General features: G+C 58.8%; 29 protein-coding genes. 26 read left to right on the top strand and 3 right to left on the bottom strand.

Going from position 1 to position 26,719, the window contains the following annotated elements:
* Nucleotides 1-14 precede the first annotated feature (14 nt).
* On the bottom strand, nt 15-1,010 hold the full coding sequence (locus DHN55_RS15555) for a DJ-1/PfpI family protein (protein WP_108882379.1): 996 nt from the start codon (nt 1,008-1,010) through the stop codon (nt 15-17).
* 78 nt (nt 1,011-1,088) lie between these two features.
* On the opposite strand from DHN55_RS15555, the gene DHN55_RS15550 reads away from it, so the two are divergent.
* The 16 genes from DHN55_RS15550 (at nt 1,089) to DHN55_RS15480 (ending at nt 14,976) form a co-directional block, all read left to right on the top strand.
* Nucleotides 1,089-1,340, top strand: coding sequence for a DUF1272 domain-containing protein (locus tag DHN55_RS15550; RefSeq protein WP_108882552.1), 252 nt, complete (start codon nt 1,089-1,091; stop codon nt 1,338-1,340).
* A 30-nt stretch (nt 1,341-1,370) separates the two neighbouring features.
* A complete protein-coding gene (locus tag DHN55_RS15545) occupies nt 1,371-1,979 on the top strand; it encodes a DJ-1/PfpI family protein (RefSeq protein WP_108882378.1) in 609 nt (202 codons plus the stop codon).
* Between the two features lie 184 nt (nt 1,980-2,163).
* Nucleotides 2,164-2,394: a hypothetical protein gene (locus DHN55_RS15540; RefSeq protein ID WP_108882377.1), complete on the top strand. Its 231-nt coding sequence runs from the start codon at nt 2,164-2,166 to the stop codon at nt 2,392-2,394.
* Nucleotides 2,395-2,400: 6 nt separating this feature from the next.
* Complete coding sequence (locus DHN55_RS15535) at nt 2,401-2,673, top strand: hypothetical protein (RefSeq protein ID WP_108882376.1); 273 nt, start codon at nt 2,401-2,403, stop codon at nt 2,671-2,673.
* A 210-nt stretch (nt 2,674-2,883) separates the two neighbouring features.
* The gene (locus tag DHN55_RS15530) at nt 2,884-3,792 is read left to right on the top strand and encodes a LysR substrate-binding domain-containing protein (RefSeq protein WP_108882551.1); all 909 of its coding nucleotides are present in this window, start codon (nt 2,884-2,886) and stop codon (nt 3,790-3,792) included.
* Nucleotides 3,793-3,902: 110 nt separating this feature from the next.
* Nucleotides 3,903-5,981 (top strand): hydantoinase/oxoprolinase family protein, encoded by a 2,079-nt coding sequence (locus DHN55_RS15525; RefSeq protein ID WP_108882375.1) that lies wholly within the window; start codon nt 3,903-3,905, stop codon nt 5,979-5,981.
* Between the two features lie 4 nt (nt 5,982-5,985).
* Nucleotides 5,986-7,698 (top strand): hydantoinase B/oxoprolinase family protein, encoded by a 1,713-nt coding sequence (locus tag DHN55_RS15520; RefSeq protein ID WP_108882374.1) that lies wholly within the window; start codon nt 5,986-5,988, stop codon nt 7,696-7,698.
* A complete protein-coding gene (locus DHN55_RS15515; RefSeq protein ID WP_108882373.1) occupies nt 7,695-8,906 on the top strand; it encodes an FAD-dependent oxidoreductase in 1,212 nt (403 codons plus the stop codon). The genes DHN55_RS15520 and DHN55_RS15515 overlap by 4 nt, the downstream gene beginning before the upstream one ends.
* Nucleotides 8,906-9,679, top strand: a complete 774-nt coding sequence (locus DHN55_RS15510; protein ID WP_108882372.1) for an aldolase/citrate lyase family protein — start codon at nt 8,906-8,908, stop codon at nt 9,677-9,679. Before DHN55_RS15515 ends, DHN55_RS15510 begins: the two co-directional genes overlap by 1 nt.
* Nucleotides 9,676-10,884 (top strand): aminotransferase class I/II-fold pyridoxal phosphate-dependent enzyme, encoded by a 1,209-nt coding sequence (locus DHN55_RS15505; RefSeq protein WP_108882371.1) that lies wholly within the window; start codon nt 9,676-9,678, stop codon nt 10,882-10,884. Before DHN55_RS15510 ends, DHN55_RS15505 begins: the two co-directional genes overlap by 4 nt.
* A gap of 12 nt (nt 10,885-10,896) precedes the next feature.
* Nucleotides 10,897-11,733 (top strand): NAD-dependent epimerase/dehydratase family protein, encoded by an 837-nt coding sequence (locus DHN55_RS15500; RefSeq protein ID WP_108882370.1) that lies wholly within the window; start codon nt 10,897-10,899, stop codon nt 11,731-11,733.
* A 229-nt stretch (nt 11,734-11,962) separates the two neighbouring features.
* Nucleotides 11,963-12,541, top strand: coding sequence for a hypothetical protein (locus DHN55_RS15495; protein WP_337660377.1), 579 nt, complete (start codon nt 11,963-11,965; stop codon nt 12,539-12,541).
* A gap of 76 nt (nt 12,542-12,617) precedes the next feature.
* On the top strand, nt 12,618-13,427 hold the full coding sequence (locus DHN55_RS15490) for a class II aldolase/adducin family protein (protein ID WP_108882368.1): 810 nt from the start codon (nt 12,618-12,620) through the stop codon (nt 13,425-13,427).
* Between the two features lie 43 nt (nt 13,428-13,470).
* The gene (locus DHN55_RS22410) at nt 13,471-13,713 is read left to right on the top strand and encodes a hypothetical protein (protein ID WP_337660376.1); all 243 of its coding nucleotides are present in this window, start codon (nt 13,471-13,473) and stop codon (nt 13,711-13,713) included.
* On the top strand, nt 13,667-14,302 hold the full coding sequence (locus tag DHN55_RS15485) for a hypothetical protein (RefSeq protein WP_108882367.1): 636 nt from the start codon (nt 13,667-13,669) through the stop codon (nt 14,300-14,302). The genes DHN55_RS22410 and DHN55_RS15485 overlap by 47 nt, the downstream gene beginning before the upstream one ends.
* 14 nt (nt 14,303-14,316) lie before the next feature.
* On the top strand, nt 14,317-14,976 hold the full coding sequence (locus tag DHN55_RS15480; protein ID WP_108882366.1) for a hypothetical protein: 660 nt from the start codon (nt 14,317-14,319) through the stop codon (nt 14,974-14,976).
* Nucleotides 14,977-15,014: 38 nt separating this feature from the next.
* On the opposite strand, the gene DHN55_RS15475 is transcribed toward DHN55_RS15480, so the two are convergent.
* Nucleotides 15,015-15,476: a hypothetical protein gene (locus DHN55_RS15475; protein ID WP_337660375.1), complete on the bottom strand. Its 462-nt coding sequence runs from the start codon at nt 15,474-15,476 to the stop codon at nt 15,015-15,017.
* Between the two features lie 200 nt (nt 15,477-15,676).
* Between DHN55_RS15475 and DHN55_RS15470 the strand changes: the two genes are divergently transcribed.
* From DHN55_RS15470 to DHN55_RS15425, 10 genes are all read left to right on the top strand, one after another.
* Nucleotides 15,677-16,129 carry a GFA family protein gene (locus DHN55_RS15470; protein WP_108882364.1) on the top strand — a complete coding sequence of 151 codons (453 nt, stop codon included), beginning with the start codon at nt 15,677-15,679 and terminating at the stop codon, nt 16,127-16,129.
* A gap of 99 nt (nt 16,130-16,228) precedes the next feature.
* Nucleotides 16,229-17,107 (top strand): PfkB family carbohydrate kinase, encoded by an 879-nt coding sequence (locus DHN55_RS15465; RefSeq protein WP_108882363.1) that lies wholly within the window; start codon nt 16,229-16,231, stop codon nt 17,105-17,107.
* Nucleotides 17,108-17,109: 2 nt separating this feature from the next.
* Complete coding sequence (locus tag DHN55_RS15460) at nt 17,110-18,030, top strand: nucleoside hydrolase (RefSeq protein WP_108882362.1); 921 nt, start codon at nt 17,110-17,112, stop codon at nt 18,028-18,030.
* A gap of 15 nt (nt 18,031-18,045) precedes the next feature.
* Complete coding sequence (locus DHN55_RS15455; protein WP_108882361.1) at nt 18,046-18,888, top strand: 2OG-Fe(II) oxygenase family protein; 843 nt, start codon at nt 18,046-18,048, stop codon at nt 18,886-18,888.
* Nucleotides 18,889-18,942: 54 nt separating this feature from the next.
* A complete protein-coding gene (locus DHN55_RS15450; RefSeq protein ID WP_108882360.1) occupies nt 18,943-19,944 on the top strand; it encodes a BMP family ABC transporter substrate-binding protein in 1,002 nt (333 codons plus the stop codon).
* A gap of 22 nt (nt 19,945-19,966) precedes the next feature.
* Nucleotides 19,967-21,517 (top strand): ABC transporter ATP-binding protein, encoded by a 1,551-nt coding sequence (locus DHN55_RS15445; protein WP_337660374.1) that lies wholly within the window; start codon nt 19,967-19,969, stop codon nt 21,515-21,517.
* Nucleotides 21,514-22,638: an ABC transporter permease subunit gene (locus tag DHN55_RS15440; protein ID WP_108882359.1), complete on the top strand. Its 1,125-nt coding sequence runs from the start codon at nt 21,514-21,516 to the stop codon at nt 22,636-22,638. The genes DHN55_RS15445 and DHN55_RS15440 overlap by 4 nt, the downstream gene beginning before the upstream one ends.
* Nucleotides 22,638-23,606, top strand: coding sequence for an ABC transporter permease (locus DHN55_RS15435; RefSeq protein ID WP_337660373.1), 969 nt, complete (start codon nt 22,638-22,640; stop codon nt 23,604-23,606). The genes DHN55_RS15440 and DHN55_RS15435 overlap by 1 nt, the downstream gene beginning before the upstream one ends.
* 59 nt (nt 23,607-23,665) lie before the next feature.
* Complete coding sequence (locus tag DHN55_RS15430) at nt 23,666-24,571, top strand: cation diffusion facilitator family transporter (RefSeq protein WP_108882357.1); 906 nt, start codon at nt 23,666-23,668, stop codon at nt 24,569-24,571.
* Between the two features lie 130 nt (nt 24,572-24,701).
* Entirely contained in the window at nt 24,702-25,544 is an 843-nt protein-coding gene (locus tag DHN55_RS15425; protein ID WP_108882356.1) for an MBL fold metallo-hydrolase, read from the top strand.
* Nucleotides 25,545-25,806: 262 nt separating this feature from the next.
* On the opposite strand, the gene DHN55_RS15420 is transcribed toward DHN55_RS15425, so the two are convergent.
* Nucleotides 25,807-26,688 carry a LysR family transcriptional regulator gene (locus DHN55_RS15420; protein ID WP_337660372.1) on the bottom strand — a complete coding sequence of 294 codons (882 nt, stop codon included), beginning with the start codon at nt 26,686-26,688 and terminating at the stop codon, nt 25,807-25,809.
* Nucleotides 26,689-26,719: the final 31 nt, after the last annotated feature.

The following is a 26,719-nucleotide window of genomic DNA, read 5'->3' as shown; positions in this document are numbered from 1 at the left end:
CCCGGCACCGGCCCCTATCCGGCTGCCTGGCTGCCGGCCCCGAAATGTTTGCGGTAATCGTTGGGAGACAGGCCGACCGCTCTCGTCATGGCGCGGCGCAGGCGTTCGTCGTCGTTGAAGCCGCAGCGGTCGGCTATGGCGGTGACCGGCAGGCCGGTGTCTTCAAGCAGCCTGCGGGCGGCTTCCACGCGAAACCGTTCCACTGCCCGGGCCGGTGATGAGCCGGTTTCTGACGCATAGACGCGGGCGAAATTGCGGGCACTCATGTTTGCCTCCTCGGCCAGCTTTTCCACCTTCAGGTCGCGGTCGAGATTGTCGATGATCCAGGTGTGCAGGGCCTCGAAGCGCCCGCCGGCATCGCTTGCCTGCTGGTCCAGCACGGGGCTGAACTGCGACTGCCCGCCCGGACGCATCATGTAGGCGACCAGAGACCGGGCCAGTGCCAGCGCGGCTGTGCGCCCGTGATCGTCTGCCACCATGGCCAGCGCCATGTCGATGCCGGCGGTAACGCCTGCCGAGGTCCAGACATTGCCGTCGCGCACATAGATCGGATCAGGATCGACATTTACCTGCGGGAATTTGTCCTGCAGGTGAGAGCAGGACTCCCAGTGGGTCACACACCGCCGGTGATCCAGCAGCCCGGCGGCTGCCAGCACGTATGCCCCGGTACATATGGACGCCACCCGGGTGCTGGTCGCAGCCAGGCGCCTGACTTCGGTGATGAGGGCCTCGTCGGCTGATGCAGCGCGTGTGCCGGGGCCTCCCGCCACAATCAGCGTATCAATTGCCGTGTTCGGCCATTGCGCGATGGTGTTGGCGGAAATCGACACGGTCGTGTCAGTTTTCACAGAACCTGCCTCCAACGCCAGTATGGCTGTCTCGTAACTGGCGGCACAGACACTGTTTGCGTCTTCGAAAACCTGCAGCGCGCCGGACAGATCCAGCAGTTTCACCTGTGGAAACACGATGAAAACAACACTGTGAGCGGGTTTGGCAGAAAACGAGGTCATATTGTCATTTATGCCAAAGCTTAGTCTGCTAGTCTAGCCCCGTCGAAACCCGCACGATCTGCAAAGGAGATGTTGAACATGCTGTTGCTCAAGCCGAACTGTGAATGTTGTGACAAGGACCTGCCGCCAGCGGCCACCGATGCGCGCATGTGCACGTTCGAATGTACTTTCTGCGCCGAGTGTGCCGAACAGCGCTTTGGCAATGTCTGCCCGAACTGCGGCGGCAATCTCGTGGTCCGCCCCATCAGGCCGCAAAGGCACCTGGTGAAGAACCCGGCTTCGACCAAGCGCTTTACCAAGGACCATCCCGAATGCGCCGACCTCGGTTAATTTCCTGATTACCTGAAAAGGATTTTCCCCATGCGATCCATTGCAGCCCTGGTATTTCCGGGCTTTGAAACCCTCGACCTGTTCGGTCCCATCGAGATGTTCGGCATGCTGCCCGAAGAGTTCAGCCTGTCCATAGTGGCCGAACAGGAAGGCGAGGTGGCCAGCACCCATGGCCAGCGCGCGTGTGTTGATCACACGTTTGCCGCAGCACAATCTTTCGACATGCTGCTGGTCCCCGGCGGGCCGGGAACCAGGGCCCAGGTTGACAACCCCGCAATGATGGACTGGTTGACGGCAAAAGCCGCCCAGGCTGAAACTATCATGTCGGTGTGTACCGGGTCTGCCCTGCTGGCAAAGGCCGGCCTGCTGGACGGCCGCAAGGCGACCTCCAACAAGATGAGCTTCGCCTGGGTCAAGGAGCAGGGCCCCGATGTGGACTGGGTCGCCAGGGCCCGCTGGGTCGAGGACGGGCGGCTGTTCACCTCGTCAGGCGTGTCTGCCGGCATGGACATGAGCCTGTCTGTGATCGAGCGGCTGCATGACAAGGACACAGCCCGAAAGGTTGCGCGCTACGCCGAGTATACCTGGCATGAGGACGCCGCCCATGATCCGTTTGCAGAGCACTATGGGCTGACCTGAGTCTCTGCCGCCAGGGCAGGGTAATTCAACTATACCGTGTACTGTCAAAATATTTTCCATTTACAATAAAACTTTTTAAAACAGATATTTATGAATGCTTTGGAGGGCTGGAAAGCGCTTGAGCCGCCTTGAGCGGATCAGTTTTTTGTTGAATCGATGCGGGAGAACATATTAAGAACATTTCATGTATATGGAGACGGTTCAGGATATCTGCGATCGCAATGCGCACCTTGAAGTCAGGTGCGTGCCGTGCACCCGTTCGGTGGATATTCCGCCGTCTCTGATACCGAGGAGGATCCCGCGCGACCTGCCGATCCAGCTGGCTGCCGCTCATTTCGTGTGTTCCGGCTGCGGCGGCAGGCAGCTTGTCAGTGCGTTGTGGGATTACAGGACGGCAAAGGGCAGGGGACGCTGATCAGACATGGCCAGGAACAAACCAGCCGCGCATGTGCGCAACCCGTTTTATCATCCCGTACCGGAAGAATACGATTATGCCCGGCTGCTTGACGCGCTCAGGGAAAGCCGCGAAATGGCGCGAAAACTCACCCTCGGCTGTGGCCTGCGCAACCCGATCTATCGCGAAACCGAAGCCCTGATCGCCCAGATCGACGCCGTTGCAGCCCTGACCCGGGTGTCAGGCGCATCCGGGTTCGTCAATCCTGATGACAGCACGGTGACGGCGGCGCGCCAGTAGGCTTAGGGCGACGCAGGTCTCGATGCCTGGATGAAGTTGTTGTCATGGGACTCTTTATGGCAGTTCGTTTCTCGATTGAGAGAAGCAAACAGGATGTAGGATAAGTTCTTTTTATCTTGTATGGTCTTGCTGATAATTGAAAAGCATGTACACGCTCCGATCATATTCAATGGCAGCGCTTGTAATGACTTGGTGTTGGAGTGCGGCAAGATGATCGGAAATGTGCTCAATATCAAACAGCTTGAGGCGTTGATCTGGGTCACGGAACTTGGCAGTTTTCGTAAGGCGGCACATCACCTGAATACAACTCAACCCAACATCTCGTCACGGATTTCCGGACTTGAAAAGACGTTGGGAGTGGTTCTGATGCAACGCGACGCCGGGTCCATTCAGCTCACCGACAAGGGACGTGAAATTCTCGAAGCGGCTCGCACCGTAATGCGTGATGTGGAGCGTATCGTCGAAATTGCCGACCGGTCAGATCTTGTCGTTGACAGATTACGATTGGGGGTGACCGAGTTGGTAGCCTGCACTTGGCTTCACGCATATCTGCGGCGCATAAAAGCTGCGTATCCTGCACTTAACGTTGAACTGACGGTGGACTTGTCCCGCAACCTCGATAGCGAGCTGAGTGCAAACAGATTGGATCTCGCCATCCAGACCGCGCCGTTTGCAAGCGTGGCAAGCGGTGTTATCGAGCTCGGGAAATTTCCTTACATTTGGGTCGCGGGCATGCAGATGGCAGACGCACTCAAGGGGGACCTGACCGTGGCGGATTTACTTCCGCATTCCGTGCTGACCCATGCTCGCCACACACAGGCCTACGTTGAACTGGTGGAGCATGCACACGAGAGTTCGCTGCCGACCACGAGATTTGTCGCCTCCAATAGTCTCGCGTCCTGCGTGCAGATGGCTGCTGACGGAATGGGGGTCACGCTGCTTCCCAGAGCGCTTGTCGAAAGAGACATCGCCAACAAGCGGCTTGTCGAAGTTAAGGTGAACTGGACGCCTGCGCCGTTGCGGTTTGCCGCCAGATATCAGTCTGAAAAGGCGGCTTTGTACCTGATTCATTCCGCAAAGCTTGCTGCTGACGCAGTGACCGAGTTTTTAAGCAGCTGAACACGAAGATATTCAGGATCAAATTTTTTTATCACTCATATATTGATAAATAATTTGAGGCTATCCAGTGCGTCCCGCAAATTCGAACCAGCTGGTTTGAGGTGGGTCCTATGAAAAAGCAATCTGTGCGCCTTGGTGTCGATATTGGCGGGACGTTTACCGACGTCGTTCTAGAGGTCGACAACTCATCGTATTCGACCAAGGTGCTGACCACTTATGTCGCGCCTGAAAACGCCATTATCGGTGGGATGCAACAGGTCTGTACAAAAGCTGGAATCACACCGTCCGAGATCGGTCAGATCATCCACGGCACCACGCTTGCAACCAATGCACTGATTGAGCGGCGCGGTGCCAAGACCGCATTGATCACAACTGAAGGCTTTCGCGATGTGATAGAGATGCGTACTGAATCGCGGTTTGAGCAATATGATCTGAACCTCAATCTGCCCGAGCCGCTGCTGCCGCGTCAGATGCGTTACACTGTGCCGGGTCGCATTGATGCGAGTGGCACTGAACTGATGCCTCTGACGCGTGCAGACGTCGAACCAGTAGTCGATCAGATCGCCGCTGCCGGGTATGAAAGCGTTGCGGTTGGCCTGATCCACTCCTATCTCAACGATGCGCATGAAACGCTGGTCCGTGATGTGCTGGCCGAGAAAATGCCTGACGCGATGGTGTCGCTGTCGTCTGAGGTCTCTCCGCAGATGCGTGAGTATGAGCGGTTCAACACAGTAGTCGCCAATGCATACATAAAGCCGCTCATGAAATCCTACCTGAGTCGCCTTGAGGGGCGTCTGCGCGACGAGGGTTCGCACTGCAACATATTCCTGATGCATTCCGGCGGCGGGATTATTTCCATCGAGAGTGCTGCAGAATTCCCGGTGCGTCTGGTGGAGTCCGGGCCTGCCGGCGGAGCGGTTTTCGCGGCCAACATCGCGGCACGCTATGGACTGGACAAGGTCCTGTCATTCGACATGGGCGGCACAACGGCCAAGATTTGCCTGATCAAGAACCAGACACCCAAGACGTCGCGTGTGTTTGAGGTCGCGCGCACCTACCGCTTCAAGAAAGGCTCCGGCATGCCGATTTCGATTCCCGTGATTGACATGGTCGAAATCGGCGCCGGCGGTGGCTCACTCGCCCATGTAGACAGCCTGCGCCAGATCCGCGTTGGACCGGAAAGTGCAGGGTCGGAACCGGGGCCAGCCTGTTACGGACGCGGCGGAGACAAGCCCGCGGTCACAGATGCAGACCTTGTGCTGGGCAAGCTGGATCCGGAAAATTTTGCCGGCGGCTCGATCAGGCTGGACTCACAGTCTTCAGCAAATTCGCTCACCACTGTTCTGGGTGACGTGCTGGATATGGATGCAACGACTGCTGCCTTCGGCCTGGCCGAGGTCGTGGACGAAAACATGGCAAACGCCGCCCGTGTTCATGCGGTTGAAAATGGTGAGAACCTGTCGGAATACACCATGATCGCCTTCGGAGGCGCAGCGCCGCTTCACGCCGGGCGTTTGTGCGAGAAACTCGGCGTGGGGCGCCTGCTGGTCCCGCCGGGGGCAGGGGTCGGCTCCGCCATCGGATTCCTGCGTGCGCCCTTCAGCTTTGAGGCGAACCGGTCAGTCTATATGACCCTGGACGGTTTTGATGCGGAGAAGATCAGGTCCCTGCTGGTTGACCTGAAGGCCGAAGCTACCGGGTTTGTACGCAGTTGTGACGCCGACAGCCCGATCTTGTCCGAATTCAAGGCCTATATGCGCTATTCCGGCCAGGGCTGGGAAATTCCCGTCACCCTGACAGAAGACCAGGCGATGAACCCGGATGTCGCCACGTTCGAGGCACGGTTTATTGAGGACTACACGAAGCTGTTTGGCCGTCCTGTTGAAGGAATGAACATCGAGATCACGGTTTGGTCGGTGAATGCCACCACACCACCGGAGACAGTCGCTAGAGTGTCCGAGGATCCAGGCTCCAGCGAGGCACCCGCACAAGGTGACCGGAAACTGTTCGATCCTGTTGTTGCCGACTTCGTCGATGCCACCGTCGTTCTGCGTAATGACATGACACAAGGTGCTGCTGTACCGGGGCCAGGCGTTATCACCGAAGACGAGACGACCATCATCATCCCCTCCAGCCGCACTGCGGTCCGCCAGCCCGACGGCTGCATCGACATCCTTGTGAAGGCATAGCACCATGACAAAAGGACATTCCAACGTCGCCTATCAGGTCATGTGGAACCGGCTGATCTCAGTTGTCGAGGAACAGGCGCAGGCGCTGGTGCGCACGGCCTTTTCGACTTCGGTTCGCGAGGCTGGCGATTTGTCAGCGGGCGCTTATGACGTGCAGGGCCGGATGCTGGCGCAAGCCGTTACCGGCACGCCGGGCCACGTCAACGCAATGGCAGATGCGGTGGCGCACTTCATCCGCCGCATCGCACGAGACAACATTTTCGAGGGCGACGTCTACATTACCAACGATCCATGGGAAGGTACCGGGCACCTGCACGACATCACCATGGTCAGCCCGTCATTCCACCGTGGCAAACTGGTTGGGTTCTTCGCCTGTACGGCCCATATCGTGGACATCGGCGGACGCGGTTTTGGCGCTGATGCTGCAAGCGTCTATGAAGAAGGTCTCTACATTCCGATCATGAAGTTTGCCGAGCGCGGCCGCGTCGATGAAACGCTTGTCCGGATCGTGCGCGGCAATGTGCGCGAACCCGATCAGCTGATCGGTGACATGTATGCGCTGGCAACCTGCAATGAAATCGGCCACCGGCGCCTGATCGACATGATGGAGGAGTTCGCGCTCGACGATTTGAACGATATTGCCTCCTTCGTCCTTGAAAACTCGCGCCGCGCCACGATCGAGCGGATCGCAGCGCTTCCGCGCAAGACAGCGACAGGCGAGATGACCATAGATGGATTCGACACACCGATCACGCTTAAGGTCAAGGTCAGCGTTCATGAAGACAGGATTGTGTCTGACTTCACCGGCACTTCGGGTCTCGACAAGAAGGGCATCAACTGCCCGCTGGTCTATGCCAAGGCCTATGCATGCTACGCGCTCAAGGTCGCAATCGCGCCTGAAATACCCAATAACGCTGCGTCCCTCGCTCCGTTTGAGATCAAAGCGCCAATCAACACCATTGTTAACGCCATACACCCTGCACCTGTCGCTTTACGACATATCGTAGGTCACTTTGTGCCGGATACCGTCTTCGACGCATTCGACAAGATCGTGCCGGGGCTGGTACCGGCAGAGGGCGCAGGCTGTCTGTGCAACTTCCAGGTCTCGTTACGCCCGCGAACCGACGCGCCTGCGCCGGAAAACGCGCGGCGGTCCGAGGTGTTGACGTTCAACTCCGGCGGATCGGGCGCGCGTCCCGAACATGACGGTCTGAATGCCACTGCGTTTCCATCCGGCGTGATGACCATGCCGGTTGAAGCGACAGAACACGCCGGCCCAGTCATCATATGGCGTAAGGAACTACGACCCGATTCAGGCGGCTCCGGCAAGCTGCGCGGCGGCCTTGGACAATATATGGAGGTGGGCGCCCGGGAAGGTCACGAGTTCGACATCCAGGCAATGTTTGATCGCGTCAAGCATCCCGCGCGCGGGCGTCGCGGTGGTGGTCCCGGTGCTGCAACCACAATTGTGCAGGACGACGGCACGCCGATGAACGGCAAGGGCAAGCAGTTCGTCCCGCACGGCCGCAAGGTGATGATGGCGTTTCCCGGCGGTGCCGGCTATGGCGATCCAAAAGACCGGCCGGTCGAATTGGTGAAGCGCGATCTTGAGCGTGGATATATCTCTGCTGAAACAGCAGCCAATGACTATGGTCTGGGCGCGTCCGATATCGCGGCCGTCCAGGCGGCAATAGCCAAGGGAGAAGCAGTCAAATGACAACACAGGCACCGCAGGAAACCAGCTATGACATCGTTATCGTGGGAGGCGCCATTATGGGTGCTTCTGCCGCCTGGTTTTTGTCGGATGACGCGGATTTCGATGGCACGGTTCTCGTCGTGGAAAGAGATCCGACTTACGAAAACTCCTCAACGATGCATACCAACTCCTGCATGCGTCAGCAGTTCTCAACCGAATTGAATGTTCGGATTTCCCAGTTTGCAGCGGACTTCGTCAAGAACCTGCCCCGATATATGGGCAATGATGACCGTGTCCCGGATCTGGAAATCAAGAATTTCGGCTACATGTATCTGGCGGACAACGACGATTTCGCCGACGTCCTGCGCGAAAGCCAAGCCACGCAAGTCGCCGCCGGTGCGGCAACGCAATTGATGACACCCCAGCAGATCAGGGAAGCCTATCCATTTTATAACGTGGATGACATTGTGCTGGGGTCCATCAATCTTGTGGATGAGGGGTTTTGGGACGCAACGGCGGTATTTGACTGGTGGCGCAGGTCTGCCCGCGAGCGCGGCGTGGAATTCGTCCATAACGAAGTTGTGGCAATGACCAAAAACACTGCCGGCACAAGGGTCGAGAGCATTACACTCAAATCAGGCCAGCAGATTGCATGTGGTCAAGTTCTGAACGCATCTGGTCCGCGCGCGATTGAGACGGCAAAGATGGCCGGCCTCAATGTCCCTGTTGAGCCTCGCAAGCGGTTCTCGTGGATTTTCTCGGCGGAAACGCCGCTGGACCGCGATCTGCCGCTGACGATTGACCCATCGGGTGTTCACGTGCGTGAAAACGGAGGCGGCACCTATCAGTGTGGCGGCCATTCCGATGTCGACCCCGCCGTCGATTACGATGATTTTCACATGGATCACAGCATCTGGGAAAATCACGTCTGGCCTGTCCTGGCCACACGCATCCCGCAGTTTGAGGCGATCAGGGTGCAGTCAGAATGGGGTGGTCATTACGCTTACAATACCTTCGATCACAATGCGATCATGGGACCGCATACCCAGGTCGAAAATTTCTTCTTCCTGAACGGCTTTTCCGGCCACGGCCTGCAACAAAGCCCCGCCATGGGGCGCGGCACGGCGGAGATCATGGTGCATGGGGCCTACAAATCGCTCGACATGTCGCCGTTCAACTTTGAGCGCATCGAACAGAACCGCCCGATCATTGAAAAGGCGATTATCTGATGAAACTGGCCCAAAACCGTTTCACCCGCGCAATTGCGGCGGGAAATAAACAGGTTGGCCTGTGGATTTCGCTTTCCAGCCCGTTTGTTGCCGAAGTGACGGCACCGGCGGGCTACGACTGGGTGCTGATTGATATGGAGCATTCGCCCAATGATTATTTCAGCGTCCTCGGGCAACTGCAGGCATTTTCAGCGACCGACACGACCGCAATCGTGCGGCCGGAATGGAACGATCCGGTTATTGTTAAACGGCTGCTCGATCTGGGAGTGCCGGGGCTTTTGTTCCCGATGATTCAAACAGTGCAGGAAGCGGAAAAGGCGGTGGCCTCCACACGCTATCCACCCGGTGGCATACGTGGCGTGTCCGGTGCGACCCGTGCGACCAAATTTGGCCGGGTGACGGATTACGTGGCCCGTATCGAGGATGAAGTAACGGTTGTTCTGCAACTCGAAACTGCCGCCGCTGTGGCGCGCGCCGAAGAGATTGCGGCTGTTCCTGGCGTCTCCGGCATCTTCTTTGGGCCCGCCGACATTGCTGCTGACATCGGCAAGGTCGGCAAACCGATGGACGCAGAGGTCTGGGCGATTATCAGGCCCGCCGCCCGGAAACTGATCGCCATGGGCATTCCGGTCGGGACGCTGGTTCTTGACCCGGTCTTTGCGGCAGAACTGCTGGACGAAGGTTTCACGTTTGTGGCCTGCGGAACCGATGCATCGTTGCTTGCAAAGGCCTCTGATGCGCTGCTGGGCGCTGTGAAAGGGCAGCTAAAATGAACTTTGCCGCCTCCCGTCTTGCGCCGGTCAAGCCATCCGCGTCCGCCTGGGTCTCACAGGCCGCCAAGGCGGCAAAGGCGGCAGGTGAGGATGTCATCGACCTTGGGTTGGGCGAGCCGGATTTCGACACGCCGCCTCATATCATTGAAGCCGCGCACAAGGCCGCATTGAACGGCGAAACCCGCTATCCGCCGACAGGCGGCACGGTTGCGATGAAGCAGGCAGTAATGGCCAAGTTCGCACGCGAGAACAAGCTGGCATACAGCGCCGATGAAGTCATCGTATCCAACGGGGCCAAGCAGGTCCTGTTCAACGCCATGATGGCAACACTCGAAGACGGCGACGAGGTACTGCTCTGCGCCCCGTATTTCGGCCAGTACAAGGACATCGTTCTGATTCTTGGCGGTACACCGGTAACCCTGCCGTGTCCTGCAAGCGACGGGTTCCGTCTTACCCCACAGGCGCTTGAGGGGGCCATTACGCCAAGAACGCGCTGGATCATGCTCAACCTGCCGTCCAATCCGGCGGGAACTGTGTATTCCGGTGACGAGCTGCGTGCGCTGGGAGCCGCGCTGGAAAAGCACCCGGATGTCCTGATCCTGTCAGACGAGATTTACGAGCATATCCTGTTTGATGGCGCAGAATTTCTGTCTTTCGCCGCCGCATGCCCGCACCTCAAGGATCGCACGCTGACCGTCAACGGCGTCTCCAAGGCCTATGCAATGACCGGCTGGCGGATCGGCTATGGCGCAGGCCCGCAGCCCTTGATCGCAGCGATGACCAAGGTGCAAAGCCAGATTTGTTCCGGCGCCTGCGCAGTGGCTCAAGCCGCTGCTGCCGCTGCCCTGAACGGACCACAGGATGACGTGCGCAGGTTCCGTGCAGCCTTTGAAGAACGCCGCGATCTGGTCGTTGCACGTATCGGCGAAATAGACGGGTTGACGCTCGACCCGCCAGGCGGTGCATTCTACGCGTTCGTCGGTTGTGCCGCCTTGATCGGTGCCGTCACCGAAACAGGTGAAACCCTGCATGATGACGCCGGGATTACCGCCTACATCCTGAAGGAAGCCCGTATTGCCGCCGTACCCGGCAGCGCCTATGAGCTTTCCCCGTTTTTCCGCATCTCGACTGCCGCTTCTACCGAAGTATTGTCTCGTGCAATGAACCGCTTAAGCGCTGCGGTTTCCAAACTCACCCTGTCATAAAGGTCCAATCAGATGAAAAAACTTGTTCTTACCGGGGCCGCTGGCCGGCTTGGATCTTACCTGCGCGAGCCGCTGTCCGCCATGTGCGACGAACTCGTCTCAACCGACATCGTTGATGACATCGGCTCGCTTTATGAGGGCGAGGTCTATGCAAAGGGCGATTTGGCAAGTCTTGATGACATGATGCGAGTCCTCCAGGGCGCCGAGATGGTTGTTCACATGGGGGCCTATGCCGATGAAGGCCCGTTTGAAAAGCTGCTGGGACCGAACTTTGTCGGTGCCTACAACATCTGGGAAGCGGCCTATCAGAACGGGCTGAAACGGGTGATCTACGGTAGCTCGATCCATGCCGTGGGGATGCATCCGAAAACTGATTTTATCGACACCGAAGTCCGCCATCGCCCCGACACCTTCTATGGCCTGGCCAAGTGCTTTGCGGAGGACCTGGGTTCGATGTACTGGGACAAGCGCGGCCTTGAGAGCGTGCATATGCGGATTTTGTCCTGTGCGCAGGTCACCAATGCCCGCGCTCTTGGCTCCTGGCTGTCCTACGACGACCTGATCCAACTGACGCAACGCAGTATCGAAACACCAGTTACCGGATTTTCAGTCGTCTATGGTGTGTCCAACAACGACCGCGTGCCGGTGGACAACAGCAAGGCCAGCTTCCTCGGTTACCGGCCAAAGGACAATGCGGAACGATTTGCAGAAGAGATTTTGGCCGAAACGCAACCAATGGACAGCCAGGACCCCGGCAACATGTGCCACGGCGGTCCTTTCGCGAAAGTCGAGTTGGGCAATAGCGGCGTCGCGACAATGAACATCATCGACGACACCAGGAAAACCTGAAATCGAGAAGCGACACGTGAAGCAATGGCCGTGTTGTTTGCTGTAACCGAACCCAAGCCGGTGGATTATACGGTGACAGCCGCGTGCCGATTGGCTGGGAGCCATCGTCCGCAAAAGCAATATCCCTCAGCAAATCTTAAAGTTGTTTCCGTACCTTCGATCCACCCATCCGGGAGGAAACGGACAGGAAAAGCGGTCGAACAGGACGCATGGTACGGAAAGTGGATTGATGACAATAGCGGAAATGATCGAAAAGGCCTGGCTCATGCTGATTGGTCTTACCGTGTTTGGCGGCGCCCTCTATCTCATCTGTTTCAGGGATTCCTACCGCTGGCGCTATCTCGGCGAGTTTTACCAGGCCCCGTGGCGGCGTCCCATCGAAACCCGCTACTTCCAGCACGCCGTCATGTATGGCAAAGGCGTCGCCTCGAAATCCTATAACGGCTTGCTGACCATTGGCGTTCACGAGCACGGCCTTGCACTAAGCGTCATCCCGCCGTTTTCGTTCTTCCACAAACCGCTGTTCATTCCGTATGCCGAGATCAAGGGCTGGCAACAGTTCTGGTACCTGAATTCAAAGTCCTATGAACTTGAATTCCTCAGTGCACCGGATGTGAAGCTGGTTATGCCGGCGTCGCAGGTAAAATGGCTCCGGGAAAAGTCCGGCGGGCAGATGGCGGTTGTCAGCGAACCCTCGCCGCACAGACAAAGGCCAAACTTCTGGTACGCCGTCATTGTCGTTCAGGGGCTGATGGGGATTGGGCTTTTGGCGTATCTTGTGTTGAACGGGGGAAATCTGTCGGTCTGACCCGGTTGACCTGCCGGATCGGGCCTGTCCATATACCCGGACCAGGCGAGAATTTCATCCGGAGGACAGACAGCGCATGAACATACAGTCCAGACCATCGCTCTACGAGCCCACCCAAGACGGGTTGATCTTTCCGGAAATGCCGTCCTTCTCCAGCCCGGAAGAGGATCGTCAATATCGCAAGCAACATCTCGTCGGTGCCTGCCGCATGTTTGCGAAACAGAAATTCGACTACGGCTTTGCAGGACACCTGACGGTGCGCGATCCGGAGCGCAAGAATCTCTACTGGACCAACCCCATGGCGGTGTCGTTTTCGGCTGTCAGCCTGTCGAACCTTATCCTGGTGGATCATGACGGCCAGGTGGTGGAAGGCGATTATGCGGTAAACCGGGCCGGCTTCGTGCTTCATGCCGCCGTCCACGAGGATCATCCCGACATTGTTGCCATGTGCCACGCTCACACGATCTATGGCACGACCTGGGCGGCAACCGGCCGGGAACTGGACCCGATCAGCCAGGACGCGGCGGCGTTCTTTGAAGACCACTGTGTGATTGACGAGGAGGCGGGCAAGGTTGCCGTTGAAGTCGAGGCAGGCAACAAGGTCTCGGCCGCGTTTGGAAAATACCGGGCCGCGATCCATCGTAATCACGGGCTGCTGACGGCAAGCCGCCACAGCATTGATGCTGCGGCATTCTGGTTCCTGGCTCTCGAACGATGCTGCCAGCAGCAACTCGTGCTGGAGGCAACAGGCATCAAGCCTGTACTCGTCTCGCCGGAGAAGGCCCGATACAGCAGAGAACATGTCGGCAGCGAATACATCGGCTGGCTGCATTTTCAACCGCATTATCACGAGGCGCTGGCGGACAATCCGGACATGCTTTCCTGATCGCCCGGATCGACGCCGTTTCGCTGTGGACGGAATCTGATTGATGAAAATCACTATGAACGGACGGTCTCCTGCACGGCTGCGGGAGGCTGATCCGGTGGTATTTGTGAATCAATTGTTAACCGTCTTTCTGAACTCCGTTTTTACTGACGTTGGGGCAAACTCGTTAAATAGCAAGCAAATTCATTCAGGATTTGCTCACCATGTGACGGCGGTTGAAATGTGGGAATACAGCGATCATGACGGATCACAATCTGAAACTGGCACACCGCCGCAATCACCGTAGCGTTTTCTTCACCGGAGCAGGAGTGCTGTGCGCCGTTGCCATAACCCTGGCCGGCTGTTCGAACCTGTCGAAAGAGAAGGATGGGCCTGCCGCTGCCAGCCAGACCGGGCAGGTAAAGACCGAACGGGCAGCGCTTGCGAAATCCGAACGGGCGCGAAAAGCTGCCGGTCGAAAGCTGGCCGTTGCGTTGGCTGCCAACAAAACTCTGAAAAAGGAACTCCTTGCCGCAAAAACTTCTGCCGAGAAGTATCGCGGCGAAGCGCAAGCCGCTGACAAGGATATCGCGGACCTGGAAGCCGAACTGGCCAAGGCAAATGCCGGTCCGGCCGAAACGCAAAAAATGCTGACAGCAGCTTCCCTTGAGACCGGGGAGGCCCGTGCCGAAAACGAAAAGCTGACCAAACAGGCAGAAGCATTGCGCAAACAACTGGCCACGGCAAAGCGGCAAACTTCCGATGCCCGGGCAGCGGCAAAAACCGCGCGCATTGAACTCGCCACCGCGAATGCCGAGATTGCACGCTTGAAGGCCGGGCCGGCTGAAACGCCAGACTCATCGGCGGCCCAACAGTCCGCTCAACCGCAACAATGAGTTCCAGCACTCAAATGCAAGTCTATGTCGCACCGGAAGTCGCAGAGGTTGAAGCGCTTCATCCCTACCTCCAGGACAAGGCATTCCGGGCGCTGCCTATTCGCGCACAACTGGCAAGACAAGCCGGTGTCTTGCAGGCGGCACACGCAGCAGGCGACCAGCGTGTTCGCATGCATCTGATGTCCTGGTGGCCGGAGGCAAGCGGCCGGTCGCTTGGCGATGTCATGAATGCGAGATTGAGTCTGCAGGAAGCTCTGTTGACAATGGCTCGCGAGTACGGGTTCAGGGACTGGCACGAAGTCGACGCTTTGGGCAACTCGGCATCACCCAACCACTTCGAACAGGCCCTGGATGAGCTGCAGGCCGGTGAGATCAAGAAACTTCGGCAGCGACTGGATAAGGACCCGCAATTGGCCAATGAGCAATCAGCCTACGGTCACCGGGCGACACTGCTGCACTATCTCGGGGCAAACGGGGTGGAAAGCCATCGCCAGCGAATGCCGCTCAATGCCGCGGACCTGGCCGGTCTGCTGATCGGTTACGGTGCCAATCTTGATGCAAAGGCAAACATGTATGGCGGCGGGCAGACACCCTACGCGCTCGCGAGCAGTAGTGCCCACCCCTACAACGCCAACATTTCTGTTGAACTGAACCAGGTGCTCAGCGGGCAGTAACTGCGTGGACAAGGCAGGCGTTCTTGATCTATCTTGGCTCAACTGTCGATGCCTGATCCCGCGACATTCCATCTGACTCGCCCGGTGTTCTGACGGTCCATGAACAAGTGGTGGGATTGGCCCCGAATAGCGTTGATTGCGGCTTCAGCATCGGCCGCGGATTCCATGTCAGACGTTGTAAGCAACGTGTCCAGTTCTGGAAGAAAGTCAGGGTCCAACGAGAAGGCCGCAAGAGCGCAAGCGCATTGACGCACCCGCTTGCTCTTGTCCTTCAGGCCCATGAAGCCAAGTTGTTTTGCGGTTTTTGAGTGCCTGGCGAACTTGATCGCCGTGTATATTATGGCCTGGCGGCCACGCCACGTCCTGAGGTCGGGAAAGCACTCAACCATGGTCGGCAAGGCCTGTTCTGCGTACACAACAAGCTGCTCACGAATGGTCTCGACATCCTTGCTGGTATCCATCGATACGATCAGACTCACGATGTTTGCGCGGTCGTTCACAATTGCCCCCTTTATTCCGTCCTCTGTGCCGCGGGTACATAAAGCCTAATAAGACACCTGGGATCGGTCAATTTGGGCTCACAATGGAAGTTCATTGCAGTTTCAAAAAGTGACCACAATGCGGACCTGGATGTCATTTGGGTGTCCGCGTCAAACGCCTGTTATCGTTGAGTTAATTCAAAAAAGGAGAAAGAGTTCTAATGGTGCTTCCCAAGCCTCCCCTGACCGGGGCCTGCCTTTGTGGATCAGTGCAGATCAAAGTGACTGCATCACCGCTTCTGACTTTGGCATGCCATTGTCGCGACTGTCAGAAACTAAGCGCAAGCGCGTACTCATTGACCACGATGTTCCCGAGTGACGGTTTTTCCTATACGGGGGAACTGATCAAAGGCGGCCTCGGCTCAGGCGGGCGAACGCATTACTTCTGCAAATCATGCCTGAATTTCGTTTTCTCTCGAATTGACGGAGCCAACCAGCGGGTTAACCTGCGCACCTCGGTGCTCAGCGAAGCCGCGTCTTTTGAGCCGTTCATTGAATTGATGACAGACGAGAAAATGCCCTGGGCAAGTGTACCTGCCGTTCACAGTTTTGCTAGAAATCCAGAGTCTCCCGAAGAGCTACAGACGCTTATGGACGAATATTCGGAGCGGTGATTTCAGTCTCATGGTTCGGAGAATTTGAACGAGCCGACACGTCGTCCTGCCGGCTCAACGCGGTTGACCTGCCAGGCCAGCCCTGCCCATATATCGCCCATGATTTTCAATTTCGGTTCCATCAATGTCGACCATGTCTACCGGGTGGCGGAGATGCCGGCGCCGGGTGAGACCCTGGTTGCCTCTTCGTACCAGAAACTGCTGGGCGGCAAGGGCATCAACCAGTCGATTGCCATCGCCCGGGCCGGGCAGGTGCCTGTTCACGTCGGTGCGGTGGGCGGTGATGATCACTGGACCATGGAGCAGGTAAAAAACTTCGGTATCGATACATCCCACATCGCGCAATCTGCAGACCCGACAGGGCATGCGGTCATTTATGTGGATGACGCCGGTGAGAACCAGATTGTCATTTTCGGCGGTGCTAACCAGGACCTGAAACCGGTACAGATTGAAAAGGCGTTCAAGGCCTGCCACGGCGGCGATCATTGGGTGCTTGTCCAGAACGAAACCAACCTGCTGGCAGACATTGTCGATCAGTCCAAAGCCGCCGGCTTCAAGGTTGCCTACAGTGCCGCGCCGTTTGTCGCCGACACTGCTGCTGAACTGATAGACAAGATTGACCTTCTGGCCGTGAACGAAGTTGAAGCGGAAGCAACTGCCCGGCTTCTGGGAGTGGAGGTCTCGGAGATTGCCGTTCCTGAAATCCTGATCACCAAGGGCAGCAAGGGCGTTGAGTTTCACAGCCACGGCGAGAGGCACCATCACCCGGCATTCCAGGTGGACGCTGTGGATACAACGGGCGCCGGCGACACCTTTCTGGGTAGCTTCCTGGCAGGACATAGTCAGGCCGCTGAGATAGGCCAATCGCTGCGCTATGCGTCAGCCGCCAGTGCTCTGCAGGTCACCCGGCCCGGAGCCGCTGTTGCCATTCCGGCCCGCGAAGACGTTGAAACGTTTCTGAAACAACAGGAAGCCTGACCGTGCACAAAGTCATAATCGATACGGATCCCGGTATAGACGATGCTATGGCAGTGCTGTTTGCCTGCCTTTGTCCCGACATTGAACTGGTCGGACTGACCAGCATTTTCGGTAATGTCACCACGGACATCGCCACCCGCAACGCCAAGGCGCTTGTGGAAATGGCACGCCTCGACGTGCCGGTTGCACGCGGGGCAGACGCGCCCGTTCAGCAGCCCGCCAGGCCGGTTGCCTGGGAGGTGCACGGGCGCGAAGGCTTTGGTGACGTGGCGCCGATCACGCCCGCCGGACAGCATGTGGATGAAACCGCGGCGGAATTCATCTGCCGCAGCGTTTCGGAAAACCCCGGCGAGATTGTCCTGTGCCCGGTAGGTCCGCTGACCAACCTGGCCCGGGCGCTGGAACTGGATCCGGCCATTGCCGGCAAGGTCAAGTCTGTCACTGTCATGGGCGGCAGCCTTGACGCAGGCGGCAATGTCACGCCGTCTTCGGAGGCCAATATCTGGCAGGACCCGCATGCCGCCGACGTGGTTTTTGCAGCGGGCTGGGACGTCACCATGGTCGGACTCGACGTGACGCATCAGGTGAAATGCACGCCGGCGCATTTTGCGCATCTGGCCAAACCGGCCCCGGTTCTTGGCGGTTTTCTCAATGACGCAGTACAGCATTATTTTGAGTTTCATCGTGAGGTCGATGGTTTTGATGGCTGCTATATGCATGATCCAAGCGCTGTTGTGTCGATTGTCCGGCCTGATCTGTTTGCAGTTGAACGCGCGCCCTTACGTGTTATCGTCGACGGTGAGGAAACAGGGCGCACTGTTCGCGCGGCAGGTTCGGACCGGCCGGCCACGTCGGTTTGCACCGGCGTTGAGGTGGATGCGGTGCGTGACTTGTTCCTGGAGACTGTCAGTAGCGGATTTTGAAAGAAACAGGGATACATGTCCGACTTCAACGTACTTGCCATCGACTGCAGTGACCCGGATGCCGGTACCAGGTTTGTCACCTCCCTGCACGAGACCGGTTTTGCCATCCTGAAAAACCACCCCGTCGAACCGGGCGAGATCTCCCGCATGTATGAAGCCTGGCAGCAGTTTTTCGCCGGCGATGCCAAGCATGAGTTCGCCGCGCAGCGCGGCGACATGCATGGCTATTATGGTTTCAAGTCGGAAAATGCCAAGGACAGCGCACACAAGGACCTGAAGGAATTCTACCATGTCTACGAGACCTCGCCGGTCCCGTCCGACGTGGAAGCCGAAACCCGCGCCTTCCATGCCAGGATGATGGAGATCGGCCGCCTGCTGCTCGGCTGGCTGGACGAGAGCACACCTGACGATGTCAGGGCGGATTTCTCGCAACCGCTTACCGGTATGGTGGATGGAAGCACCCAGAACCTGTTGCGGGTCCTGCATTATCCGCCGGTCGAGGACGATGCGGAGCCCGGCGAAATGCGTGCGGCGGCACACGAGGACATCAACCTGATTACGCTGCTGGTAACCGGCAGCGAACCCGGGCTCCAGGCACAGGACAAGCACGGCAACTGGCACGATGTGCCGTGCCAGACCGGTTATATCACGGTGAATGCCGGTGACATGCTGGCCAGGGCCTCGGGCGGATACTATCCTTCAACCAGGCACCAGGTGGTCAATCCGCCTGACAGTGCCAACCGGTCGCGGTACTCCATGCCGCTGTTTGTGCATCCACGCCCGGATGTGAAGCTGACGGAAGGCCTGTCAGCGGGCGACTATCTTGCACAGAGGTTGAAGGAAATCGGGCTGGCATAAAATACGGGTAACTGAAAGTGCAGATAACTGCATGGCCAAAACAGGTGAGGGAAAATGCAAAACATTCTGAGAATTATCGTTGTCGGTATCTTCGCCATGCTGTCCGGCGCGGCCTGGGCCGAGGAGTTCAAGCCTGCCGTTGTCTACGACATGGGCGGCAAGTTCGACAAATCCTTCAATGAGGGCGTGTACAACGGCATCAAGCGCTTTGAAGAAGAAACCGGCGTCAAGGTCATGGACTTTGAAGTCACCAACGAAACCCAGCGCGAACAGGCCATGCAGCGTATGGCCAAGCGCGGCGCAACCGTGATCCTGGGCGTTGGTTTCGCCCAGGCAGACGCGATCAACAAGGTGGCCGCTGAACACCCGGACAAGAAGTTTGCAATCATCGATGTGAGCTGGCTCGACCAGCCGAACCTGCGCCAGTATGCCTTCAAGGAACATGAAGGCAGCTACCTGGTCGGCATGGCCGCAGCCCTGGCGTCCAAGACAGGTAAGGTCGGCTTTGTCGGCGGTATGGACATACCGCTGATCCGCGCGTTCGCCTGCGGTTATGTGCAGGGTGTGAAGAAGGTCAAGGCCGACATGGAAGTGTTGCAGAACATGACCGGTACCACGCCTGCGGCCTGGAACAATCCCGGCAAAGGGGCAGAGCTTGCCCAGAGCCAGATCGACCGCGGTGCGGATGTGATCTACCAGGCAGCCGGCGGCACCGGCATTGGCGTCATCCGGGCAGCGGCCGATGCGGGCAAGTTTTCAATCGGCGTGGACTCCAACCAGAACCATCTGGCGCCGGGTTCCGTCCTCACCTCGATGCTGAAGCGCGTCGATGTTGCCGCCTATGAAACCTTGAAAGATGCCATGTCCGGCAAGTTTGAGACCGGCGTGCGCTCACTGGGGCTTGCCGAGAAAGGTGTCGGCTGGGCGCTCGATGAACACAACGCCAAGCTGATTTCCGATGACATGAAGGCCAGGATCGAAGCGGCAAGTGCCGACATTGTTGCCGGAAAAATAACCGTGCACGACTATCGCAGCGACAGTTCCTGCCCGAATTGATCCCGCAGGCAGCTTCGCGCAAGTGCAACATGACAAGACCAGTCCGGATGCTGCCATCGAGCTGATCGATATCTGCAAGTCCTTTGGCCCGGTCAGGGCCAACCAGGATGTGTCGCTGCGGGTCGAGGCCGGTTCCATCCATGGCATTGTCGGGGAAAACGGCGCCGGCAAGTCAACGCTGATGAATGTCCTGTACGGCCATTACCAGGCCGACAGCGGCGAGATGCATGTTGGCGGCCAGCCGGTTTCACTGCGCTCCAGCGCCGATGCGATTAATCTCGGTATCGGCATGGTGCACCAGCATTTCATGCTGGTGTCCAACATGACGGTGCTGGAAAATGTCATGCTGGGCAGCGAGGGCGGGCCGCTGCTGCGCGCCGGCAAGCGCGAAACCCTGAACACCTTGCAGAAGCTTGCCGACGATTACGGCATGGAGGTCGACGCCGACGCGGTGATTGCCGACCTGCCGGTCGGCATCAGGCAGAGAATCGAGATCATCAAGGCCATCAAGGGCGGTGCCCGCATTCTCATTCTCGATGAACCCACCGGCGTGCTGACACCCGGCGAAGCCGACAAGCTGTTCGAGGTTCTGAAAGCCCTGCAGCGCAACGGGGTAACGGTACTGCTGATCACCCACAAGCTCGATGAGATCATGGCGATAACCGATGCCGTGTCGGTCATGCGTCATGGTGAGATCGTCGGGCACCGGCGCACGCAGGACACCAGCCCGGCCGAGCTTGCCAGGATGATGGTGGGCCGCGATGTGCTGTTGAGCGTCGATCGCGGCAGTGCCCATCCCGGTGACGTATTGCTGGAGGTGTCGGGTCTTGCCTGCACCTCGTCGCGTGGCAGGCAGGTGCTGAGCGATATCAGCTTCGATGTCCGATCGGGTGAAATTTTCGGGATTGCCGGCGTGTCTGGAAACGGCCAGACAGAGTTGCTGGAGGTCATCGCCGGGATGCGGAAATTCGAGGCCGGATCGGTCGCGCTGCTGGGCGAAACCATCACCCCGGGTGCGCCCAAGACCCCGGCGCAGATCCGCGATCTGAGGATTGCCCACATTCCCGAGGACCGGCACCAGTTCGGCCTGATCCTGTCGTTCGATGCCAAGGGCAATGCCATTCTGGGCTACCACCAGTCTGAAGATTACGGGTCGGGATACTTTCTCGACGAAGACGCCATTGCCAGCCATTGCAACAAGCTCATGTCGGACCATGACGTCAGGCCCGGCAACCCGGCGCTTGCCGCCCGGAATTTTTCCGGCGGCAACCAGCAGAAACTTGTCATTGCCCGTGAAACCGACACGGATCCAAAAATCCTGATTGTCGGCCAGCCGACCCGCGGTGTCGACGTCGGCGCCATAGAGTTCATCCACAAGCAGCTGCTGGCCCTGCGCGATGCAGGTTGTGCCATCCTGCTGGTGTCGGCCGAGCTTGATGAAATCATTGGGCTGTCCGACCGCATCATGGTCATGAACGGCGGCAGGCAGATGGGCATCCTGGACAGTGCGGACGCGGGCAGGGACCGCCTCGGTACCATGATGGCCGGTATTGCGGAGGCGGCAACGCCATGACACCGGCACCACCCTTGCCCCGATGGGCCGATGTTTTTGTCCTGCCGCTGATCAACCTGATCGTGGCGCTCCTGGTGTGTGGGCTGATTGTGCTGGCGCTGGGCGAAAACCCGTTTGTCGCCATCGTGGTGATGATCAAGGGCGCTTTCGTCTATCCCGGCAGCCTGGGTTACACGCTCTACTACACCACCAATTTCATCTTCACCGGCCTTGCCGTGGCGGTTGCTGCGCACGCGATGATGTTCAATATCGGTGGCGAGGGCCAGGCCTATATAGGCGGGTTGGGGGCAGGGCTGGTGGCTTTATGGCTGGCGCCCATGGCGCCGCTGGTGCTGGTCATTCCGCTTGCAATCCTTGCCGCTGCCCTGTTCGGCGCCGTGTGGGGGCTGGTGCCGGGATACCTGCAGGCCTATCGCGGCAGCCATATCGTCATCACCACGATCATGTTCAATTTCATCGCCAGCGCGATCATGGTCTGGCTGCTGGCAGGCGCACTTATGCAGCCGGGACAGCAGTCGCCGCACACCGCACAGTTCGCCGTATCCGGGCAGATGCCGAAGCTGCATGACATGCTGAATGCTCTATCTTTCAACGTGGCGGCATCACCGCTCAACCTGTCTTTCCCGCTGGCGCTGGCGGCACTGTTCGGGTTCTGGGTCCTGATCTGGAAGACCCGCATCGGTTATGAAATCCGCGCTGTCGGGCAGAACCCGAAGGCGGCGCATTATGCCGGCATCAACGTACCGTTGGTCATCGTCTTTGCCCTGGCCGTGTCAGGTGCCTGCGCCGGGCTGATGGCCACCAACGAAATTCTCGGCGTGCAGCATCGCGTGGTTCTGAACTTCACCTCCGGATACGGCTTTGCCGGCATCGCCATCGCCCTGATGGGGCGCAATCATCCGGTCGGCATATTCTTCGCCAGCCTGCTGTTCGGCGCGCTGTATCAGGGCGGTGCGGAACTCGACTTCGAGTTTCAGTCGATCACCCGGGAAATCGTGCTCCTGATACAGGGCATGATCGTCCTGTTTTCCGGCGCGCTCGCCTACATGTTCTCCGCTCCGCTGGCCAGATTGCTGGCCCGGTTTCTGGTGCGGGCGAAACCGGCCGCAGGTGAGGTGTGATGTCGGATTTCGCCTTCCAGTTCCTGTTGACGCTGGATGCCACGCTCAGGGTGGCAACGCCGCTCATCCTGTGCGCCATGGCGGGTATCTTTTCCGAGCGCTCCGGCATCATCGACATTTCACTGGAGGGCAAACTGCTGATGGGCGCGTTCGTCGCGGCAACCGTTGCAACCCTGAGCGGTTCGGTCTGGCTGGGCACGATCTGTGCGATTGCGGCTTGCGTGGTACTGGCGCTGATACACGGCTTTGCCTGCATCACCCATCGCGGCAACCAGGTTGTCAGCGGCCTGGCCATCAACATGCTGGCATCCGGTCTGACGGTCACCGTCGGGATTGCCTTGTTCCGGCAGGGCGGGCAGACACCACCACTCGGCAACACGGAACGCTTTCGCCCCATCGAATGGTGGTTCGTCGATGCGTTTGACGCCATTCCGGCCATCGGTCCGATCTACCGGGAGCTCATCAGCAATCACAACATCCTCGTCTATGTGGCCTTGGTTATGGTGCCGGTAACGGCCCTGTTGCTGTACAAGACCAGGTTCGGTCTGCGCCTGCGGGCCGTCGGGGAGGTGCCGGAGGCGGTGGACAGCGCAGGGGTTTCCGTTACCTGGCTGCGCTACCGGGCGGTCATTCTGACCGGCCTGTTCTGCGGCCTGGCCGGCGCTTACCTGTCAACCGCGCAGGGCGCAGGGTTCGTCCGCGAGATGTCGGCTGGCAAGGGCTATATTGCACTTGCTGCGGTGATCTTCGGCAATTGGCGTCCGGTGCCGGTGCTTCTCGCCTGCCTGTTGTTCGGGTTTCTTGAAGCCGCCAGCGCCCGGTTGCAGGGCGTTGAAGTACCGCTGATCGGCGAGGCGCCGACCCAGCTCATGCTGGCGCTGCCCTATATCATGACCGTACTGCTGCTGGCCGGTTTTGTGGGCAGGTCATCGCCGCCGTCGGCAATCGGCGAGCCTTATCAGAAGTAAGCACCTTCATGTGTGCAACAGTACGGCTTCTCGCTTGTCCAAATCAGGAGTGACATGCAATGGCGCATCACGATCATGACCACAGCCATGGCCACGTACACGGCACGCAAAACCAGCGCGCGGTCGGTATTGCGGCCCTGCTGACCGGCGGATTCATGATCGCAGAGGTGATCGGCGGCGTTGTTTCCGGATCGCTGGCGCTGCTCGCCGATGCCGGTCACATGCTGACCGACTTTGCCGCGCTGGTTCTGGCCTGGTTCGCCTTTCGCCTGGCCCGGCGCCCGGCCGATGAGGGCCGCACCTATGGCTTCGACCGCTTCTCGGTATTGGCCGCCTTTGTCAACGGCTTGACACTGTTCGTCATTGCCGGCTGGATTTGTCTTGAGGCGTACAAACGCCTGAACCAGCCGGTCGAGGTCATCGGCGGGCTGATGTTGTGGGTCGCTCTTGGTGGGTTGATGGTCAACATCCTGGCGTTCTGGGTGTTGTCACGCGGGGAGGGCGACAACCTCAATGTCCGCGCGGCTGCTTTGCATGTGGCCGGAGACCTGTTCGGTTCGGTGGCGGCGCTGGCCGCATCGCTGGTGATCATCTTCACCGGCTGGATGCCCATTGATCCGCTGCTCTCGGTACTGGTTGCCCTGATTATCCTGCGCTCGGCATGGCATGTGGTGCGCGAAGCCGGCCACATCCTGCTGGAAGGCGCTCCGAAAGGCTTCGACCGACGCAAGGTCGCCGAAACCATCACGGCGGAAGTAGCGGGCGTCATCCGCGTGCATCACGTGCACGCCTGGTCGATCACCCAGGAACGCCCCATGGCGACGCTTGAGGCGGAGATCGGTGACGGTGCCGATGTTGACCAGGTGCGGCAATCCATCAAGCACGTCCTGAAAGAAGGCTTCGGCATCGACCACACCACGGTTGAGATCAGCAGGGCGGCAGCGGCCCGGGGCCTGCCGGACTAGTCGCGATCTTGTCATTTGTTGTCTTCCGGCCGCCTTGCTAACGTCAGGTTGGTTGGGGCCCGTGGTGCACACCGCATGTCATCCTGATTATTGCAGTTGCAGCACCGGGAAACCGCACAAGGAGCCCATCATGTTGAAATCTCTTATCCGAGTCGCCGTGCTGGTGTCGGTCTGCCTGTTCGCGGGCGTTGCCGGTGCCCAGGACATCAAGCGGGAAATCACCAAGGTTGCCGGTGACGTCTATCGTTTCCAGAACAAGTTTCATTTCTCGCTGGTCACCGTGACCAATGACGGCATTGTCATTGTCGATCCGATCAACGCCGATGCCGCAAGCTGGCTGAAGGATAATCTGTCAACCATCACCGACAAGCCGATCACCCATCTGATCTACAGCCACAGCCATCTTGATCACGCTTCCGGCGGTAAGGTTTTTGTCGATGCCGGCGCCAAGGTCATCGCCCAGGCCAATGCCCCTGACGCCATTGACGGCGTCGCGGTGGACGAGCGCTTTGACAACACCAAGACACTCGAGATCGGCGGCAAGACCTTCGAGTTGACATGGCTCGGCAAGGGCCACGGTGAGGACCTGATAGCGGTTGTCGTCAGGCCGGAAAACGTTGCTTTCATCACTGATGCCGCATCGCCCAAGCGCCTGCCGTTCCGCGATATGCCGCGCTCCGACATCGATGGCTGGATAAACCAGGTCAAGAAGATCGAAACACTCGACTTCGAGATATTTGCGCCGGCTCACGGCAATGTCGGCGTCAAGGCTGATGCCGCAGATGCCCGCATCTACATGGAGACACTGCGCGAACGGGTTCTCGCCGGTCTCAAGAGCGGCAGCACGGTCGATGAACTTGCAGCTTCGGTGAAGATGGAGGAATACAAGGACTGGCTCAGCTACGACAACTGGCGCGAACTAAACGTCCGCGGCATGGCGCGCTTCCTGAAGGAAACCGGGCAGGACAAGTAGTTTTCGCCGGTCGGACAGGGCTTTGCTTCGCTCACGCAAGCAGGCTTCGCCTGCGCTCCGCGGGGGCGCACTGCGTGCGGCGGCCGGTCGGCCTTGCCTCGGCACTTCGTGCCTCGGATTGCAGTTCATCACAACGGTTGTACAGGGTCGGAGAACGGCCTGAGCGCAGCGAAGAAAGCTGTTCGACCAGCAAATATGCGCAGCCGTAAGGCTGCTTGCGTGAGCGGAGTAAACCCAGCACACCAGTGATTGGCGATCTGCGTCAACCTCCAGCCTCTCCGGTAAATACCGGTCGCAGCCGGCGAAGGCGGCGGGACATGAAGCGCATGAAGGCTTCGATCCTTTTCACTGATCGGAGGTCGCGGTGGGTCAGCACCCAGATGCCGGGATAATCGAAGGTGGCTAGGCCGGGCAGGCGGGTCAGTTCAGGGTCCGGGTCACCGAGAAAGCATGGCATCCTGGTCGCCCCGAGCCCGGCGCGCACGGTTCCGACCGCAGCCGACATATCATCCAGTGTCAGCACCTCGCGTATGTCCGGCCATGCCGTCCTGACCTCGTAGGGTACGCGGGTCCAGTGGGCAAACCTGATCCAGTCGAGAGGCTTGTCCGGGTTCGCTTTTAGCGAAGCCGCGTAGTCATGGCTGACGTAAATTGCCGAGCGCTGCTCCGCCACCTGCGAACCATGCAGCGTTGGCGCCGGAGATCTGGAAATGCGAATGGCGACATCCGCCTCGCGCCGGGCCAGGTTAAGCGCCTCGTTTGCGGCCAGGATAGTCAGGTCGATGTCCGGGTGCTGTGTGCAGAATTCCGGCAGCAGAGGGGCCAGCATGCGCTCTATCAGCAATTGCGGTGCGGTAAACGACAGCGGGCCTTTCAGGGCCTGGTCGCGTGAGCCGATGGCAAGGCGCAATGTCGAATTTGCCTCTTCCATGGCTTCTGCGGCCCGCGCCGCCTCGAGGCCGGCTTCGGTTGGCCGGTAACCGCCCGGCAGCCGGTCAAACAACAAGGCACCGGCGGCGGTTTCCGCTGAACTGATCCGCCGTGACACGGTGGCGTGATTGACCCCGAGTACCCGCGCAGCTCCGCTCAGGCCGCCCTGGCGAACGGTTTCCAGCACAAACCTGAGGTCACTCCAGTCAATCATGGTCTGTGCATTATTGCACAATATATCCGCA

The sequence above is a fragment of the Anderseniella sp. Alg231-50 genome (assembly GCF_900149695.1).
Lineage (GTDB): Bacteria > Pseudomonadota > Alphaproteobacteria > Rhizobiales > Aestuariivirgaceae > Anderseniella.
The sequence above is the reverse complement of the archived record's forward strand: the minus strand, read 5'-3'. Positions and strand labels throughout refer to the sequence as shown.